Here is an 18,065-nt window from a genome sequence, read left to right as displayed (position 1 = left end):
GGTCAGCTCGGACCGACTCAGATGTCGAGGAAGCGGACGTCCTTGGCGTTGCGCTGGATGAACGAGCGCCGCGCCTCCACGTCCTCGCCCATCAGCACCGAGAACAGGTCGTCGGCCTGGGCAGCGTCGTCCAGCGTGACCTGGCCGAGCACCCGGTGGTCCTGGTCCATGGTGGTGATGCGCAGCTCCTCGGCGTTCATCTCGCCCAGACCCTTGAAGCGCTGGATGGAGTCCTCGCGGATGCGCTTGCCGTTCTGCTTGCCGAGCTCGACGAGCGCGTCGCGCTCGCGGTCCGAGTACGCGTACTCGAAGTCCTCCCGGCCCCACTTGATCTTGTAGAGCGGGGGGCGGGACAGGTAGACGTGCCCGGCCTCGACCAGCGGCCGCATGAAGCGGAAGAGGAAGGTCAGCAGCAGGGTGTTGATGTGCTGGCCGTCGACGTCGGCGTCCGCCATCAGGATGATCTTGTGATAGCGGAGCTTCTCGATGTCGAAGTCCTCGTGCACACCGGTGCCGAAGGCGGAGATAAGCGCCTGGACCTCGGTGTTCTGGAGGATCTTGTCGATCCGCGCCTTCTCGACGTTCAGGATCTTGCCTCGGATGGGCAGGATGGCCTGGAACTCCGGGTTACGGCCGGACTTCGCGCTACCACCGGCGGAGTCACCCTCGACGATGAAGATCTCGCACTTGGCCGGGTCGTTGGACTGGCAGTCCGACAGCTTGCCCGGCAGGGAGGCCGACTCCAGCAGCCCCTTGCGGCGGGTCAGGTCGCGCGCCTTGCGGGCGGCGACGCGCGCCGTGGCGGCCTGGATCGCCTTGCGGACGATGTCGGCGGCCTCGTTCGGGTTGCGGTCGAACCAGTCGCTGAGGTGCTCGTGCACGACCTTCTGGACGAAGGTCTTGGCCTCGGTGTTGCCCAGCTTGGTCTTGGTCTGGCCCTCGAACTGGGGCTCGCCGAGCTTGACGGAGATGATCGCCGTCAGACCCTCGCGGATGTCCTCACCCGTGAGGTTGTCGTCCTTCTCGCGCAGCAGCTTCTTGTCGCGCGCGTACCGGTTCACCAGGCCCGTGAGCGCGGCGCGGAAGCCCTCTTCGTGCGTACCGCCCTCGTGGGTGTGGATGGTGTTCGCGAAGGAGTACACGCCCTCCGTGTACTGCGAGTTCCACTGCATCGCGATCTCGACCGAGAGCATCCGCTCCTTGTCCTCGGACTCGACCGAGATGACCGTGGGGTGGATGAGCTCGCCCTTGCGCGAGTTGAGGTACTTGACGAAGTCGACGATGCCGCCTTCGTAGTGGTACGAGACGGTCCGCGCGGGCGCCTCGACGGCCGTCTCGGCGGCGTCGGGGTCGTCGGCGTTCATGGTCGCCTTCGCCGACTCGCGCTCGTCGGTCAGCGAGATGCGCAGGCCCTTGTTGAGGAACGCCATCTCCTGGAAGCGGCGCGACAGCGTCTCGAAGGAGTACTCGGTCGTCTCGAAGATGTCCCCGTCGGCCCAGAAGGTCACCGACGTACCGGAGTCCTCGACCGCCTCGTGCTTGGCGAGCGGGGCGGTGGGCACACCGAGCTTGTAGTCCTGGGTCCAGCGGTACCCGTCCCGCTTGATCTCGACGGAGACCCGGGACGACAGGGCGTTGACGACGGACACACCGACGCCGTGCAGACCGCCGGAGACGGCGTAGCCGCCGCCGCCGAACTTGCCGCCCGCGTGCAGGACGGTGAGCACGACCTCGACGGCCGGCTTCTTCTCGACGGGGTGGATGTCGACGGGGATACCGCGTCCGTTGTCCACGACCTTGACGCCGCCGTCCGCGAGGATGGTGACGTCGATGGTGTCCGCGTGCCCGGCCAGGGCCTCGTCGACGGAGTTGTCGACGACCTCGTACACCAGGTGGTGAAGTCCACGCTCGCCGGTCGACCCGATGTACATGCCGGGCCGCTTGCGGACCGCGTCCAGACCCTCGAGGACGGTGATCGCGCTGGCGTCGTACGAGGCGGTGACCTCGCCGTTCTCGCCGGCAGCAGTGGACGGAATGTTCTCGTTGGGGTTGCCGGAATCGGCCACGAAGCGCCCTTTCTGGCACAGCACAAGCCGTCTCTCCGGGCATGCGGGAGCGGCTGCGTCGTTCGACATGTTCCGCAGTGGGCGGGATTACCTACCAGTCTACCGGTAGCACTGACATTAATGGGGGCTTGCCGGTGCCTGAGTCCGCATGTGCCGCCCTGAACCGGCGCCGACCGACTCCCCATATCCGGGAAGGGGCTTCAAGAGCCTCACACCGCCACTCAGCGCTTCGGCCTGTCAACCTCCAGCAACGGTGACGACCACCTCACCCGACCCCCCGGTCGGGAGAGCTGCGCGCGTCGCCTCGCCGCGGGGTGGGGGGTGTCGGGTACTCCGGGGGCGGGGCGCCTGGACGCGGGGTGCGGGGGCGCGCGGCGCCTGGAGGCGGGGTGCGGGGGCCGGGGGCACGCCGGTGGCGCGGTGCCTCGACGCGGGGTGCGGGGGCAGGGGTGGCCCCGGCGGCGGGGTCTGGCGGGGCTGCCCCGGGCGGCTCGGTCCGGCGGGGCGCCGTATCGGGTTGGGCTCCCGTCGGGCGGGCCGCATCCCGGGGAGCCGGGGCCCGCGCGGCGCGGAGCTGCCGCGCCCCAGGGGGTGGGGGCGTCAGCCGCCACGTGAACGCCCCCGTCAGGGGGTCCGGGGGCGGAGCCCCCGGTTTCGGGAAGGGGCGGGGTGGGGGAGAAAAACCGCCCCCGTACCCGCGCCGCCCCGCCCCGGAAAACGCCCCCGCGTCAGCCGTACGTGTCGCCCGGCCCCGTACTCCCCGGCGCCCGCAGCGGACCGCCGTACCCCCGCCGGGGCGCGCCCGGACCCAAGACCTTGATCAGCCGGACCGTTCCCTGCCCCAGGTCCTCGTTCAGCCGCGCCACCAGCCGCGGAGCCAGCAGACGCAACTGCGTGGCCCACGCGGTCGAGTCGCACTGCACCGTGAGCACCCGCTCCTCCGGGTCCTCGTCGTAACGCAGCGGCACGCAGTGCTTGGCCAGGTCCTCGCCGACGATCTGCGGCCACCGCCCCATCACGCCGCCCACGGCAGCCGGGGTCTCCCACCCGCGCTCGGTGATCAGCCGGTTGATCGCGGCGCCCAGCGGCAGCGGATCCCGCCCGTCCGCGCGTGCGCCCGAGCGCAGCCCGCCGCCCCGCCGGGCCTGCTTCTTCTGCTGCGCCGCCGCGCCCCGCGCCTTCGCCTGCTCCTTGGCCGCGCGCAGCGCGACCCGCGCCAGGTCGACACCGGACGGCTCAGGCACTGAAGGTCCAGGCACCGGCGGCCCAGGCACCGAAGACCCAGGCACCGACGGTTCCGGAAGACGTGCGTCCGTCACAGCCGCTCCACCGACCCCTCCGACACCCCGTACCGCGTCCCCGCCAGCACACCCGGCACATCGTCGTCGACCGCCGCCGTCACCATCACCTGCTCGCCCGGCGCGACCAGCTCCGCCAGCCGCTCCCGGCGACGGGCGTCCAGCTCCGCGAACACGTCGTCGAGCACGAGCACGGGCTCGTTGCCCTCGGAGCGGAGCAGGTCGTACGAGGCCAGCCGCAGCGCCAGCGCGTACGACCAGGACTCGCCATGGCTGGCGTACCCCTTCGCCGGCAGCTCGCCCAGTTTGAGCACCAGGTCGTCACGGTGGGGGCCCACCAGCGTGACGCCGCGCTCGATCTCCTGCTTGCGCACCTCCGCCAGCGCTGCGAGCAGCCCCTCGTACAGGGCCTCGCGGCCGTGCGCCCCGGGCACGGCACCCTTGTACTCCAGCGCCACCGGCCCGCCCCCCGGTGCCAACTGCTCGTACGCCTTGTCCGCCAGCGGCTGGAGCGTCGCGACCAAGTCGAGGCGCTGCGCCAGCAGCTCCGCCCCGGCCCGGGCGAGGTGCTGGTCCCACACGTCCAGCGTGGACAGGTCCATGGAGCGGCCGCCGTGCCGCCGTGCCATGGCGGCGGATTTGAGCAGCGTGTTCCGCTGCCTGAGCACCCGGTCGTAGTCCGACCGCACGCCCGCCATCCGGGGCGACCGCGCGGTGATCAGCTCGTCCAGGAAGCGCCGCCGCTCCCCCGGGTCGCCCTTCACCAGCGCCAGGTCCTCCGGCGCGAACAGCACCGTCCGGACGATCCCCAGCACATCGCGCGGCCTGACCTGCGAGGACCTGTTGATGCGGGCCCGGTTCGCCCGCCCCGGGTTGAGCTCCAGCTCGACGAGCTGCGACCGGTCGCCCTGCCGCACCGCCGCCCGGATGATCGCCCGCTCGGCGCCCATGCGCACCAGGGGCGCGTCGGACGACACCCGGTGGCTGCCGAGCGTCGCCAGGTACCCGACGGCCTCGACCAGGTTCGTCTTGCCCTGTCCGTTGGCGCCCACGAAGACGCTGACGCCCGGATCGAGAGGGACCTCGACCCGGGCGTACGAGCGGAAGTCGGCCAGCGACAGATGCGTGACGTGCATGGTGTGCGCCGACCTTCCCCCGGCATGGGCCGTGCACCGTCGTGCACAGCCTGTGGATGCCTTTGTTCTACTTCTTGGACTCGACCGCGTGGCCACCGAACTGGTTGCGCAGCGCGGCGATCATCTTCATCTGCGGCGAGTCGTCCTGCCGGGACGCGAACCGCGCGAACAGCGACGCGGTGATCGCCGGCAGCGGGACCGCGTTGTCGATGGCGGCCTCCACGGTCCACCGGCCCTCGCCGGAGTCCTGTGCGTAACCCCGCAGTTGGTCGAGGTGCTCGTCCTCGTCCAGCGCGTTGACCGCCAGGTCCAGCAGCCAGGAACGGATGACCGTGCCCTCCTGCCAGGAGCGGAAGACCTCGCGGACGTCGGTGACGGAGTCGACCTTCTCCAGCAGCTCCCAGCCCTCGGCGTACGCCTGCATCATGGCGTACTCGATGCCGTTGTGGACCATCTTCGCGAAGTGGCCGGCGCCGACCTTGCCCGCGTGGACGGAGCCGAACTCGCCCTCCGGCTTCAGCGCGTCGAAGATCGGCTGGACCTTCGCCACGTTCTCGGCGTCGCCGCCGTACATCAGCGCGTAGCCGTTCTCCAGGCCCCACACGCCGCCGGAGACGCCGCAGTCGACGAAGCCGATGCCCTTCTCGCCCAGCTCGGCGGCGTGCTTCTCGTCGTCCGTCCAGCGGGAGTTGCCGCCGTCGACGACGACGTCGCCGGGGGAGAGCAGCTCGGCCAGCTCGTCGATCGTGGACTGGGTCGCGGCACCGGCCGGGACCATGACCCACACGACGCGCGGGCCCTTGAGCTTGCCCACAAGCTCTTCGAGGCTGTGGACATCGGCGAGGTCAGGGTTGCGGTCGTATCCGATGACGGTGTGACCCGCGCGGCGGATGCGCTCGCGCATGTTGCCGCCCATCTTGCCGAGACCGACGAGACCGAGCTCCATCAGAGATTCCTCAATCGTTGTGTGCGGAGAGTTCGTACCCGCGTCCGAGCCTACGCCCGGACGCGGGCGCACACCTGTGGGGTCAGGCGCTCATCAGGCGCTTGATCAGCCACTCAGGCGCACCGTCCCCGGCGGCGTGCTCAGCCGCTCAGCCGCACCGGCATGATCAGGTACTTGTAGGCCTCGTCCGCCTCCGCGTCCACGGCCGGCTTGCCGCTCAGCAGCGCGGGCTTGGTGGAGGTGGTGAAGGAGAGCTGGGCGACCGGAGAGTCGATCGCGCTCAGGCCGTCCAGCAGGAACGTCGGGTTGAAGGCGATCGAGATGTCGTCGCCCTCGAGCTGCGCGTCCACACGCTCCACAGCCTGTGCGTCGTCGCTGGAACCGGCCTCCAGGATGAGCACGCCCTGCTCGAAGCTCAGCCGGACCGGAGTGTTCCGCTCGGCCACCAGCGCCACGCGCTTGACGGCCTCGACGAACGGCGCCGTCTCGATCACCGCGACCGAGTTGAACTCGGTGGGGAAAAGCGTCCGGTACTTCGGGAGGTCGCCCTCCAGCAGACGGGTGGTCGTACGCCGCCCCGCGCCCTCGAAACCGATCAGGCCCTCGCCCTTGCCCGAACCCGACAGCGCCAGCGTGACCGTGTCGCCGCTGGTCAGCGCCTTGGCGGTGTCCAGCAGCGTCTTCGCGGGCACCAGGGCGACCGCCGAGGCGTCCGGGGACTCCGGCTTCCACAGGAACTCACGGACCGCGAAGCGGTAGCGGTCGGTGGACGCCAGCGTGACCGTGTCGCCCTCGATCTCGATGCGTACGCCGGTGAGGACGGGCAGCGTGTCGTCGCGGCCGGCCGCGATGGCGACCTGGGCGGCGGCGGAGGCGAAGACCTCACCGGGGACGGTGCCGGTCGCGGTCGGCATCTCGGGCAGCGCCGGGTACTCCTCCACAGGCATGGTGTGGAGGGTGAAGCGGGAGGAGCCGCAGACCACGGTCGCCCGTACACCGTCTGTGGAAATCTCCACCGGCCGGTTGGGGAGGGCGCGGCAGATGTCGGCGAGGAGGCGGCCGGAGACGAGGACCGTGCCGTCCTCCTCCACCTCGGCCTCGACCGAGACCCGCGCGGAGACCTCGTAGTCGAAGCTGGAGAAGCTCAGCGCGCCGTCCTCGGCCTTCAGCAGAAGGCCCGCGAGTACGGGCGCCGGCGGACGGGCCGGAAGGCTACGGGCCACCCAGGCCACCGCCTCCGCGAGTACATCGCGCTCCACCCGGATCTTCACCGGAACCGCCTCCTGCTGTTGCTGGCTCTTTCGTCGACTGCGGGAACCAGTCTGACGCACGCCACCGACAGTCGGTGCGGCTCGGGGTCAAGTCGTGACGAGAGGCGCCGGGCGCTCCCGGGCCGAGTTGTGCACAGGCCCCGCTTCGAAGCGAATTCCCCGGTAACTCTGAGTGGGAGTAGTAGTAGGGCCTGTGGAAACAGTGGATAACGCCATCCACCCAGGTCACGGCACGTTTTTTGTCCACCGCACCTGTGGGCGGGGCCCGTGGACAACCACCCCTGTCTGTGGACGCGGGAGAGTTCTGCACACCCGATGCACAGCACAGGGCGACTTCTCCCCAGCGCCGTCCCCAGTTTTACCCAGCTTCCCCACAGGCCAACCGACCACCTTGGTGTGACCGCTTTCACTCGGCGCGGTGAGCCCGGGCGTTTCGTTGCCGAACAGTGGACAGCGGTGTGGAGAAGCTGTGGACCATGGACCGGTGCCTGTGGGCCGCCGGTGGACAACCGTGATCAAGCCCTGTGGACGACGGATCCGTCCACAGCCTGTGGAGCGCGCTCGGCCACAATTCCACAAGCCGGTGACCTGCAAGGATGCGCTCTCCACACCCCACCCTGTGGACGCGATCTGGACAACTCGGCAGTCCCCAGGCTGTGGATCGGAGATCGCGCCCAGATCTGTGGAGAACCCGGTGACCCACCGAACTATTCGAACATCGTCGGCCGGCCACAGGGTGTGGACAACGACGAAGGGCGCCCCGGGACCGTGTCCCAGGACGCCCTCCAAGCCCTTATGTGCCCTTGCGCGGCCCGCTTCCGGCCGTGCCGGCCGTGTCGCCGTGCCGGTCGTGTCAGCCGTTCTTGATGCGGTTCGTGAGCTCGGTGACCTGGTTGTAGATGGAGCGCCGCTCCGCCATCAGCGCCCGGATCTTCCGGTCGGCGTGCATCACCGTCGTATGGTCGCGCCCGCCGAACTGGGCGCCGATCTTCGGCAGTGACAGGTCCGTCAGCTCCCGGCACAGGTACATCGCGATCTGGCGGGCCGTCACCAGCACCCGGCTACGCGACGAGCCGCACAGGTCCTCGACCGTCAGCCCGAAGTAGTCGGCGGTGGCCGCCATGATGGCGCCCGCCGTGATCTCCGGGGCGGCGTCCTCGCCCCCTGGGATCAGGTCCTTCAGCACGCCCTCGGTCAGCACCAGGTCGACCGGCTGCCGGTTGAGGCTGGCGAACGCCGTCACCCGGATCAGCGCTCCCTCCAGCTCGCGGATGTTGCGCGAGATGCGGGAGGCGATGAACTCCAGGACCTCCGGCGGGGCGTTGAGCTGCTCCTGCACCGCCTTCTTACGGAGGATCGCGATCCGCGTCTCCAGCTCCGGCGGCTGCACATCGGTGGTCAGGCCCCACTCGAAGCGGTTGCGCAGCCGGTCCTCCAGCGTCATCAACTGCTTGGGCGGCCGGTCCGAGGACAGCACGATCTGCTTGTTGGCGTTGTGGAGCGTATTGAAGGTGTGGAAGAACTCCTCCTGCGTCGACTCCTTGCTCGCCAGGAACTGGATGTCGTCGACGAGCAGGATGTCCACATCGCGGTAGCGCTTGCGGAAGGTGTCGCCCTTGCCGTCGCGGATGGAGTTGATGAACTCGTTGGTGAACTCCTCCGAGCTCACGTACCGCACGCGCGTGCCGGGGTAGAGGCTGCGCGCGTAGTGCCCGATCGCGTGCAGCAGATGCGTCTTGCCGAGCCCCGACTCCCCGTAGATGAAGAGCGGGTTGTACGCCTTCGCCGGCGCCTCCGCGACCGCGACGGCGGCGGCGTGCGCGAACCGGTTGGACGAGCCGATGACGAAGGTGTCGAACAGGTACTTGGGGTTCAGTCGCGCGTGCGGCTCACCGGGCCGGCCGCCCGCGGCCGCCGTGCCGGTGCCGTTCGCGGCGCTCCCGGCACCGCCGGGGCGCTGCTGCCCCGGGGCGTCGGGCAGGTCGCGCCGGTCGCCGCGCTGCTGGTCGTACGGGGAGGGGTCGGGCGCCTGCGGGCCGCGGTAGTCGTGGTGCGGCTGCTGCGGGCGGGCCGTCGCGTAGGGGTCGCGCTCCTGGAAGCCGCCGAGGCGCGGCTGCTGCCAGGACAGGTCCTCCTGGGTGCGCGGCCAGGCGCCGGGCTCGGGGCGCTGCTGCTGGTACTCGGGGTAGGCGGGGCGCACGGTCGGCAGCCCGTCGTCGGGCATGGGGCGGTGGCCGCCGTATCCGTCGTACTTGTCGTACGGCTTGTCGTACGCCTCGCTCTGCGGCCGCTCGTCGTAGCGCGGCTGCTGGGGCTGCTGCTGCCGGCCGGGCGCGGGCGGGGCGGGGGGCGGGTCCCCCGCGGAGTCGTCGACGGTGATCGCGATCCGGATGGGGCGGCCGCACTCGCGGCTGAGCGTGTCGCTGATCAGCGGGGCGAGCCGGCCCTCCAGGACGCGCTTGCCCCACTCATTGGGGACGGCGAGCAGCGCGGTGTCCGCGACCAGGGCGAGCGGCTGGCAGCGCTCGACCCACTGCTTGTCCTTCGGCTCGATGCCCTGCTGGCCGTCGCCGAGGAGCTGCTCGAGCACTCGTGGCCATACTGCGGCAAGATCAGCAGGTACGTCAGCCACAAGGCACGCTCTCTCACAGGTCCCACGAATGTGTGGTTCTCGGGACGGGATGGAAGGACAGGCAGGAAAGGAATCCGAGTTCAGCCACGGTAGTCGCGGCGGCTCGCGTGGTTCAAGTTGTTGTCCACAGCCTGTGCATAGTGGACCACGACCCAGGGCCGGTTTGACCGGATGGCGTAGCCGCGCGTACCGTAACCAGGTCGAGTTGTCGATGGCTGCTGCCGCCTGCCTCCGATGGGCAAAGATCACGGTCAGTGATCGTGAAGCGGTGCACTCGGGCGTATTGCGAGCTACTCGTGGGCGCACGGTGACAGCCAGGCGATGTCCCGCCACCAACGAATCATTTCTGGAGCCCCCGAGTGAGCAAGCGCACCTTCCAGCCGAACAACCGTCGTCGTGCCAAGACCCACGGCTTCCGCCTGCGCATGCGCACCCGTGCCGGCCGCGCCATCCTGGCGAACCGCCGCAGCAAGGGTCGCGCCAACCTGTCCGCCTGATCGCTTAAACAGGTCATGACGTGCTGCCTACCGAGAATCGGCTGAGGCGGCGCGAGGACTTCGCGACCGCGGTACGCCGAGGACGCCGGGCCGGCCGCCCGCTCCTCGTCGTCCACCTAAGAAGCGGTGCAACGGACCCGCACGCGTCAGGGGAGAGCGCTCCCCCGACACGTGCGGGTTTCGTCGTCAGCAAGGCAGTGGGCGGCGCGGTCGTGCGTAACCAGGTGAAGCGCAGACTTCGCCACCTGATGCGCGACCGGCTGCCTTCGCTGCCCCCCGGTAGCCTGGTGGTAGTACGGGCGCTGCCCGGAGCGGGCGACGCCGACTACGCCCAGATGGCCCGAGACCTGGATGCCGCCCTTCAGCGGTTGCTGGGAGGGGGCGCGCGATGAAGTACCCGCTGCTGGCTCTGATCAAGCTCTACCAGTGGACGATCAGCCCGCTGCTCGGCCCGGTCTGCCGGTACTACCCGTCGTGTTCCCACTACGGCTACACGGCCATCGACCGGCACGGCGCGGTGAAGGGCACGGTCCTGACCGCCTGGCGCATTCTGCGGTGCAACCCGTGGTCGCCGGGCGGTGTGGACCATGTCCCTCCACGTAAGCGTCCTCGCTGGCACGAACTGCTGCGCGACGCCCTGCGCGGCAGCAAGGGCGGGCACTCCGCCGAGACGAGCCCGGCCGCAGAGACCTCGCCCAATGCTCAAGGAGCCTGATTAGTGGACACGATTGCCAGTCTGTTCGCCTTCATCACCACGCCCGTCTCATGGATCATCGTCCAGTTCCACAAGCTGTACGGGGCGATCTTCGGTGCCGACACCGGCTGGGCCTGGGGCCTGTCCATCGTGTCCCTGGTGGTGGTCATCCGGATCTGCCTGATCCCGCTCTTCGTGAAGCAGATCAAGTCGACCCGGAACATGCAGGCGCTCCAGCCGAAGATGAAGGCGATCCAGGAGCGCTACAAGAACGACAAGCAGCGTCAGTCCGAAGAGATGATGAAGCTGTACAAGGAGACGGGCACCAACCCGCTCTCCTCGTGCCTTCCCATCCTGGCGCAGTCGCCGTTCTTCTTCGCCCTGTACCACGTGCTGTCGAAGATCGCCTCGGGTGACACCATCGGCGTTCTCAACCAGGACCTGGTGAACAGCGCCCGTGAGGCGCACATCTTCGGGGCTCCGATCGCCGCGAAGTTCATGGACGACCCGGGCAAGGTCGAGGCCCTCAACGCCTCGCTGACGGATGTCCGCATCGTCACCGCGGTCATGATCGTTCTGATGTCGCTGTCGCAGTTCTTCACCCAGCGCCAGCTCATGCAGAAGAACGTGGACCTGACGGTGAAGACCCCGTACATGCAGCAGCAGAAGATGCTGATGTACATCTTCCCGGTCATCTTCGCCGTGATGGGCATCAACTTCCCGGTCGGTGTCCTCGTCTACTGGCTGACCACCAACGTGTGGACGATGGGCCAGCAGATGTACGTGATCAACCAGAACCCGACCCCGGGCAGCAAGGCGCAGGACCACTACCTCCAGCGTCTGGTGAAGAGCGTCAACTCCCACGGTGAGGTCCGCGGCCGCCGCCGGCGCGCCGTCGTCCAGGCCATCGTGGCCAAGGGCCCGGACCGCAACGACAACGAGCGCAAGTTCGTCACCACCCTCGCCAAGGCCGGGTTCACCCCGCAGGCCGACGGCACGGTGAAGAAGGTCGACCCCGCGACCGCCGAGGCGGAGAGCGCGGCCGCGACCCGGCGCCAGCAGCCGAAGCGTCAGCCCAAGGCGAAGCGCCAGGCCGGAGGCGCTCAGCAGACGGCGGCGAAGACCTCCCTGGAGAAGGCCGACCAGCCCCAGGACGCCAAGACGAAGCAGCCGGCCAAGCCCGCCGGCGGTTCCACCCGCCAAGCAAAGTCCGGACAGCGCAAGGGCCAGCAGCGGCCCAAGCACCCGTCGTCCAAGAAGTAAGAAGGAGTCCATCCGTGACGGAAGGCACCACCTCCGCCGCCCAGGGTGGCGACACCCTGACCCGCCTGGAGCAGGAGGGCGAGATCGCGGCCGACTACCTCGAGGGTCTGCTCGACATCGCCGATCTTGACGGCGACATCGACATGGACGTCGAGGCGGACCGCGCCGCGGTCTCGATCATCAGCGACTCGGGCAGCCGTGACCTCCAGAAGCTGGTGGGTCGCGACGGCGAGGTGCTGGAGGCGCTCCAGGAGCTGACGCGCCTCGCCGTGCACCGGGAGACCGGTGACCGCAGCCGGCTGATGCTGGACATCGCGGGCTTCAGGGCCAAGAAGCGCACCGAGCTCGCCGAGCTGGGCGCCAAGGCCGCCGACGAGGTGAAGAGCACCGGTGAGCCGGTGAAGCTGAAGCCCATGACCCCGTTCGAGCGCAAGGTTGTGCACGACGCGGTGGCCGCCGCCGGTCTGCGCAGCGAGTCCGAGGGCGAGGAGCCGCAGCGCTTCGTCGTCGTACTCCCTGCCTGATCGCTCTGGTGGGGGTCCCCCCTGCTCGAACGAAGCTGAGAGCTTGGGGGAGTCGGCCCCGTCTGTTCGCAGGCGGGGCCGATCTTTGTCAGCCTGATAGCCACTGATCACTGGGCGCCAGCTCCCAGTGCGGTAATGCGGTACGGAAGGACGGTTCCCGTGACGGAGGCGGAGCAATTGCCCCATGCGCCTCAGGAGGCGCAGACGGTTTTCGGTGAGTTCTTCCCGGAGGCGGTTCGGTACGCGGAGCTCCTCGCGGACGCGGGCGTCAAGCGCGGCCTGATCGGCCCCCGCGAGGTGCCGAGGCTGTGGGAGCGACACCTGCTGAACTGCGCGGTGCTCTCCGAGGTCGTGCCCGAGGGGGTCACCGTCTGCGATGTCGGCTCCGGAGCCGGTCTGCCCGGCATCCCGCTGGCGCTGGTCCGCCCGGACCTGAAGATCACCCTTCTTGAGCCGCTGTTGCGCCGCACGAACTTCCTCCAGGAGGTCGTGGAGCTGCTGGGCCTGGACCATGTGACCGTGGTGCGTGGACGGGCCGAGGAGGTCCTCGGCCAACTGCCGCCCGTCCATGTCGTCACGGCACGGGCCGTCGCCCCGCTGGACCGACTGGCCGGCTGGGGTGTGCCTCTGCTGCGCCCCTACGGAGAGATGCTGGCACTCAAGGGCGACACGGCCGAGGAGGAGATCCAGGGCGCCCGCGCCGCACTGAGCAAGCTGGGCGTCGTGCGGACCTCGGTCCTGCATGTCGGCGAAGGGATCGTGGAACCCCTGTCGACGGTCGTGCGGGTGGAGGTCGGCGAGAGCCCCGGCGGCGTACGGTTCGCCGCCAAGCGGGCCAAGGCCGCCAGGACCTCACGTCGTCGCCGTTGACGCCTGGTTGATCCTCATACGTACGCATTTCGGAGTGTCGTGACGTCCTGACCCTGCGGCGAGTGCATCAATGTTTCACGTGAAACGTCGCTCACTGCTGCAGGGAATCATCAGCCGCGGTCGCGCGGCTGCCACGCCACGCGACCGTAAGCCACTCACGAGGGCTACGGAGTTGTCCACAGAGGTGGAGTTCTCCACAGAACCACGGGCCTCGCTGGTTCACGACCCCGAAAGCATGGCAGGCTCTGTGCATCGCGAGCCTGAAGCCGAGGAGAGTGAATCCTTGCGGTCCAACGCCAACATCGCGGGACCGATGACCGATCCGGTCCCCGGTCCCCGTACCGAATCGGCGGGGGAGGATGTTTCACGTGAAACACCGCCCCCGATGGACGACACCCCCATTGGTCGAGCTGCCCAACTGGCGGTGGAGGCGCTGGGCCGTGCGGGCGAGGGGCTCCCCCGGCCTGAGCAGACCCGCATCATGGTGGTCGCCAACCAGAAAGGCGGCGTGGGCAAGACGACCACGACGGTCAACCTCGCTGCTTCGCTGGCACTGCACGGTGCCCGCGTGCTGGTCATCGACCTCGACCCGCAGGGCAACGCCTCCACGGCTCTCGGCATCGATCACCATGCCGAAGTCCCCTCGATCTATGACGTCCTGGTGGAGAGCAAGCCGCTCTCCGATGTCGTCCAGCCCGTCCCGGATGTCGAGGGTCTCTTCTGCGCCCCGGCCACCATCGATCTCGCCGGTGCGGAGATCGAGCTGGTGTCGCTGGTGGCGCGCGAAAGCCGGCTTCAGCGAGCAATCCAGGCGTATGAGCAGCCGCTGGACTACATCCTCATCGACTGCCCGCCCTCGCTCGGCCTGCTCACGGTCAATGCCCTGGTGGCCGGTGCCGAGGTGCTCATCCCCATCCAGTGCGAGTACTACGCGCTGGAGGGCCTCGGGCAGTTGCTGAGGAACGTCGATCTCGTGCGCGGCCATCTGAACCCGGCGCTGCATGTCTCGACGATCCTGCTCACCATGTACGACGGCCGGACCAGGCTCGCGTCGCAGGTCGCCGAGGAGGTGCGCAGCCACTTCGGCGACGAGGTGCTGCGGACCAGCATTCCGCGTTCTGTCCGTATCTCGGAGGCGCCGAGCTATGGGCAGACGGTCCTGACGTACGACCCCGGTTCCAGCGGCTCGCTGTCCTACCTCGAAGCGGCCCGCGAGATCGCACTGCGGGGAGTCGGTATCCACTACGACGCCCAGCACGGCCATGCGGCCAGCCAGAACAACCAGCACAGCATGTCGGAGGGGATCCAGTGAGTGAGCGACGTAGAGGGCTGGGGCGTGGGCTCGGTGCGCTGATCCCTGCCGCACCCCAGGAACGGTCGACGACGTCGGTGGGGGCGGGTTCCACCTCTCCGGGAGCGATTCCCTCGCTGACGGCCGAGCGTGGGGTGGCCGCCGCGAAGGTGGCCACGCTTCCGCAGAGCCAAGCGCCCGTGGACAGTGCTCTGCCGACCCCGGAGCCCGAAGCGGTCGCCGAGGTCGAGACGCCGGCCGGTGCGCACTTCGCCGAGCTGCCGCTGGATGCCATCACACCCAACCCGCGCCAGCCGCGTGAGGTGTTCGACGAGGACGCCCTGGCCGAGCTGGTGACCTCCATCAAGGAGGTCGGGCTGCTCCAGCCCGTCGTCGTGCGGCAGCTCGGCCCGGAGCGCTATGAGCTCATCATGGGTGAGCGCCGCTGGCGGGCCTGCCGGGAGGCCGGTCTGGAACGGATTCCGGCGATCGTCCGTGCCACCGAGGACGAGAAGCTCCTGCTGGACGCCCTGTTGGAGAACCTGCACCGGGCGCAGCTCAACCCGCTGGAAGAGGCCGCGGCCTATGACCAGCTCCTGAAGGACTTCAACTGCACCCACGACCAGTTGGCTGACCGCATCGGGCGTTCGCGCCCGCAGGTCTCCAACACACTGCGCCTCCTCCGGCTGTCGCCGCCCGTCCAGCGCCGGGTCGCCGCCGGTGTGCTGTCGGCGGGCCACGCGAGGGCCCTGCTCTCTGTCGAGGACCCCGAGACGCAGGACAAGCTGGCCTACCGCATCGTGGCCGAGGGGCTCTCGGTCCGGGCGGTGGAGGAGATCGTGACGCTGATGGGCTCCGAGCCCAGCAGCACCCCCAAGGCGAAGGGTCCCCGGGCCGGTGCGCGGGTCTCGCCTGCGCTCTCCGAGCTCGCTTCCCGGCTCTCCGACCGCTTCGAGACGCGGGTGAAGGTCGACCTGGGTCAGAAGAAGGGCAAGATCGTCGTCGAGTTCGCCTCGATGGAGGATCTGGAGCGCATCCTTGGCACCCTCGCCCCCGGCGAGGGGCGCGTCCTGGAGAAGGGACTGGCCGAGGAGAAGGACCAGGACGGCGACGAGGGCTGAGTCGGGGCCTTCTCCCGCACTCTCCTGGGAGAGGAGCCTGCGGAGACAGCCTCTGGGGCGGATCGGATCCGGTGTTCACCGGAACACGGTCCGCCCTTTGGCCTCTTCCCGTATGCGTGTCATCACCCGATCGATACGATGCGTTCGGGTATGCGCATCCGCCTGATCCACCTCGGAGGGAGAGCCAGGCATGCGAGAGGTGAGCCGCAGCCAACTGCTGACAGCAGGACTGGGACTCGGTGCGGTCGGCGGGTTCATCGGCAGCCTGCTCCGGGAACGGAGCGCGCTGACCGCCGCTCTTGGAGCGGCAGGCGAAGGAAGTGAGGAACAGCCTTCATGGGGCGTCGGCTCGTACCGCTCACGTTGGACAACCTTCCGGATCTCCCCAAACGGTGCCGCGCGTGCGTTTTCTGGGAACTTGATCCGGTCAGTGGAGAAGCCGCGGTAAAGGCGGGCACTCCGGAGCTGGAGAAGGAAGCCTGGATCTCCGCTGTGCTGCTCGACTGGGGGTCCTGCGGCCGTGTGGTCTATGTGGACGAGGTACCGGTCGGGTTCGTTCTCTACGCCCCGCCCGCCTATGTGCCCCGCTCGACCGCCTTTCCGACGAGCCCGGTGTCCCCCGATGCCGTTCAGCTCATGACGGCCTGGATCACGCCCGGCTACCAGGGACAGGGGCTGGGCCGGGTGATGGTGCAGACCGTGGCGAAGGATCTACTGCGCCGTGGGTTCAAGGCCATCGAGGCGTTCGGTGACGCCCGCTGGAAGGAACCGGCCTGTGTGCTGCCGGCGGACCATCTGCTGGCCGTGGGCTTCAAGACCGTGCGCCCGCATCCGACGTACCCGAGGCTTCGGCTGGAGCTGCGGACCACGCTGTCCTGGAAGGAAGACGTCGAGCTGGCGCTGGACCGCCTGCTGGGAGCCGTGCAGAAGGAGCCGGTGCTGCGGCCCCTGTGAGGACAGTTGCGGCAGTCGCGTGCCGCTGCTCAAGACGCCGAACGGCCCATCCCGCGTCGGGATGGGCCGTCGTGTTTCACGTGAAACAGTGGCGTCAGGCCTTGCTGACCTGGTCACCCAGGAAGGGCTCCAGGTCGCGGACGATCGCGGCCTTCGGCTTGGCACCGACGATGGTCTTGACGACCTCGCCGCCCTGGTAGACGTTCAGCGTCGGGATGGACATGACGCCGTACTTGGCGGCCGTGGCGGGGTTCTCGTCGATGTTGAGCTTGACGACCTCGATCTGGTCGCCGTGCTCGTCGGCGATGGCCTTCAGCGACGGCGCGATCTGGCGGCAGGGACCGCACCAGGCGGCCCAGAAGTCCACCAGGACGGGCTTGTCGCTCTTGAGGACGTCCTCTTCGAAGGAGTCGTCGGTCACGTTCTTCAGGTCGCCGGCCACGGCGGCCTCCTTCACTTTTGCGGGGTGTGGGTGGGGGATGGTGATCAGACCGCGGCGGTCTTCTCGGGCTCGGCGGCCTTCTCGCCATCGGCCAGAGCCGCCAGGAAGCGCTCGGCGTCGAGAGCGGCGGAGCAGCCCGTGCCGGCGGCGGTGATCGCCTGGCGGTAGGTGTGGTCCACGACGTCACCGGCGCCGAAAACACCGCGCAGGTTGGTGCGCGTCGACGGCGCGTCCACCTTGAGGTAGCCCTCGTCGTCCAGCTCGAGCTGGCCCTTGAACAGCTCCGTGCGCGGGTCGTGGCCCACGGCGATGAACAGGCCGGTCACCGGGAGTTCGGACGTCTCACCGGTCTTGGTGTTGCGCAGCGTCAGGCCGGTGAGCTTCTGCTCGCCGTGGATCACCGCGACCTCGCTGTCCCAAGCAAACTTGATCTTCGGGTCGGCGAAGGCACGCTCCTGCATGGCCTTGGAGGCCCGCAGGGTGTCCCGGCGGTGGACGATGGTGACGGACTTGGCGAACCGGGAGAGGAAGGTGGCCTCCTCCATGGCGGTGTCGCCGCCGCCCACCACGGCGATGTCCTGGTCCTTGAAGAAGAACCCGTCGCAGGTGGCGCACCAGGAGACGCCGCGGCCCGACAGCGCGTCCTCGTTCGGCAGGCCCAGCTTGCGGTGCTGGGAGCCGGTGGTCACGATCACGGCCTTGGCCCGGTGCACGGTACCGGCTGTGTCGGTCACCGTCTTGATGTCACCCGTCAGGTCGACCGAGACCACATCGTCCGGCACCAGCTCGGCGCCGAAGCGCTCGGCCTGGGCCCGCATGTTGTCCATCAGGTCGGGGCCCATGATCCCGTCACGGAAGCCGGGGAAGTTCTCCACGTCGGTCGTGTTCATGAGCGCACCACCGGCGGTGACGGCACCTTCGAAGACCAGCGGCTTCAGCGAGGCTCGCGCCGTATAGAGCGCAGCCGTGTAGCCGGCGGGCCCGGAGCCGATGATGATCACGTTACGGACGTCGCTCACGGGTTTCTTCCTCGTCTCTGCAGACTGCCTACTGCCTACGT

Annotated in this window: 17 protein-coding genes; 9 read left to right on the top strand and 8 right to left on the bottom strand. The window is 69.0% G+C overall.

Annotated features, from left to right (window positions below; genetic code table 11):
- Window positions 1–17: 17 nt before the first annotated feature.
- From gyrB to dnaA, 6 genes are all read right to left on the bottom strand, one after another.
- A complete protein-coding gene (gene gyrB, locus ACZ46W_RS16415) occupies window positions 18–2,090 on the bottom strand; it encodes a DNA topoisomerase (ATP-hydrolyzing) subunit B (RefSeq protein WP_468338769.1) in 2,073 nt (690 codons plus the stop codon).
- Window positions 2,091–2,794: 704 nt separating this feature from the next.
- On the bottom strand, window positions 2,795–3,355 hold the full coding sequence (locus ACZ46W_RS16410) for a DciA family protein (RefSeq protein WP_468337597.1): 561 nt from the start codon (window positions 3,353–3,355) through the stop codon (window positions 2,795–2,797).
- 26 nt (window positions 3,356–3,381) lie between these two features.
- Complete coding sequence (gene recF, locus ACZ46W_RS16405) at window positions 3,382–4,500, bottom strand: DNA replication/repair protein RecF (RefSeq protein WP_468337594.1); 1,119 nt, start codon at window positions 4,498–4,500, stop codon at window positions 3,382–3,384.
- Window positions 4,501–4,567: 67 nt separating this feature from the next.
- Window positions 4,568–5,446 (bottom strand): phosphogluconate dehydrogenase (NAD(+)-dependent, decarboxylating), encoded by an 879-nt coding sequence (gene gnd, locus ACZ46W_RS16400; RefSeq protein ID WP_468337591.1) that lies wholly within the window; start codon window positions 5,444–5,446, stop codon window positions 4,568–4,570.
- A 140-nt stretch (window positions 5,447–5,586) separates the two neighbouring features.
- Window positions 5,587–6,717, bottom strand: coding sequence for a DNA polymerase III subunit beta (dnaN, locus tag ACZ46W_RS16395; RefSeq protein ID WP_126884177.1), 1,131 nt, complete (start codon window positions 6,715–6,717; stop codon window positions 5,587–5,589).
- A gap of 853 nt (window positions 6,718–7,570) precedes the next feature.
- Entirely contained in the window at window positions 7,571–9,349 is a 1,779-nt protein-coding gene (gene dnaA / locus ACZ46W_RS16390) for a chromosomal replication initiator protein DnaA (RefSeq protein WP_468337588.1), read from the bottom strand.
- A gap of 359 nt (window positions 9,350–9,708) precedes the next feature.
- On the opposite strand from dnaA, the gene rpmH reads away from it, so the two are divergent.
- The 9 genes from rpmH to ACZ46W_RS16345 all read left to right on the top strand — a co-directional run bounded on the left by rpmH (window position 9,709) and on the right by ACZ46W_RS16345 (window position 16,563).
- On the top strand, window positions 9,709–9,846 hold the full coding sequence (gene rpmH, locus ACZ46W_RS16385; RefSeq protein WP_018846094.1) for a 50S ribosomal protein L34: 138 nt from the start codon (window positions 9,709–9,711) through the stop codon (window positions 9,844–9,846).
- Between the two features lie 20 nt (window positions 9,847–9,866).
- Window positions 9,867–10,238, top strand: a complete 372-nt coding sequence (gene rnpA / locus ACZ46W_RS16380) for a ribonuclease P protein component (protein WP_366128010.1) — start codon at window positions 9,867–9,869, stop codon at window positions 10,236–10,238.
- On the top strand, window positions 10,235–10,561 hold the full coding sequence (gene yidD, locus ACZ46W_RS16375) for a membrane protein insertion efficiency factor YidD (RefSeq protein ID WP_468337584.1): 327 nt from the start codon (window positions 10,235–10,237) through the stop codon (window positions 10,559–10,561). The genes rnpA and yidD overlap by 4 nt, the downstream gene beginning before the upstream one ends.
- 3 nt (window positions 10,562–10,564) lie before the next feature.
- Window positions 10,565–11,803, top strand: a complete 1,239-nt coding sequence (gene yidC / locus ACZ46W_RS16370) for a membrane protein insertase YidC (protein WP_468337581.1) — start codon at window positions 10,565–10,567, stop codon at window positions 11,801–11,803.
- Between the two features lie 14 nt (window positions 11,804–11,817).
- Complete coding sequence (locus ACZ46W_RS16365; RefSeq protein ID WP_126884172.1) at window positions 11,818–12,327, top strand: Jag family protein; 510 nt, start codon at window positions 11,818–11,820, stop codon at window positions 12,325–12,327.
- 159 nt (window positions 12,328–12,486) lie between these two features.
- Entirely contained in the window at window positions 12,487–13,197 is a 711-nt protein-coding gene (gene rsmG / locus ACZ46W_RS16360) for a 16S rRNA (guanine(527)-N(7))-methyltransferase RsmG (RefSeq protein WP_468337578.1), read from the top strand.
- A 235-nt stretch (window positions 13,198–13,432) separates the two neighbouring features.
- A complete protein-coding gene (locus tag ACZ46W_RS16355; RefSeq protein ID WP_382665590.1) occupies window positions 13,433–14,509 on the top strand; it encodes a ParA family protein in 1,077 nt (358 codons plus the stop codon).
- Window positions 14,506–15,609 carry a ParB/RepB/Spo0J family partition protein gene (locus ACZ46W_RS16350; RefSeq protein ID WP_468337576.1) on the top strand — a complete coding sequence of 368 codons (1,104 nt, stop codon included), beginning with the start codon at window positions 14,506–14,508 and terminating at the stop codon, window positions 15,607–15,609. Before ACZ46W_RS16355 ends, ACZ46W_RS16350 begins: the two co-directional genes overlap by 4 nt.
- Before the next feature lie 336 nt (window positions 15,610–15,945).
- On the top strand, window positions 15,946–16,563 hold the full coding sequence (locus tag ACZ46W_RS16345; RefSeq protein WP_084900672.1) for a GNAT family N-acetyltransferase: 618 nt from the start codon (window positions 15,946–15,948) through the stop codon (window positions 16,561–16,563).
- 94 nt (window positions 16,564–16,657) lie between these two features.
- On the opposite strand, the gene trxA is transcribed toward ACZ46W_RS16345, so the two are convergent.
- A complete protein-coding gene (gene trxA, locus ACZ46W_RS16340; RefSeq protein WP_468337573.1) occupies window positions 16,658–17,005 on the bottom strand; it encodes a thioredoxin in 348 nt (115 codons plus the stop codon).
- Between the two features lie 44 nt (window positions 17,006–17,049).
- A complete protein-coding gene (gene trxB / locus ACZ46W_RS16335) occupies window positions 17,050–18,024 on the bottom strand; it encodes a thioredoxin-disulfide reductase (RefSeq protein WP_468337569.1) in 975 nt (324 codons plus the stop codon).
- Window positions 18,025–18,065 lie beyond the last annotated feature (41 nt).

It is taken from the genome of Streptomyces sp. NPDC031064, from assembly GCF_055570965.1.
The sequence above is the reverse complement of the archived record's forward strand: the minus strand, read 5'-3'. Positions and strand labels throughout refer to the sequence as shown.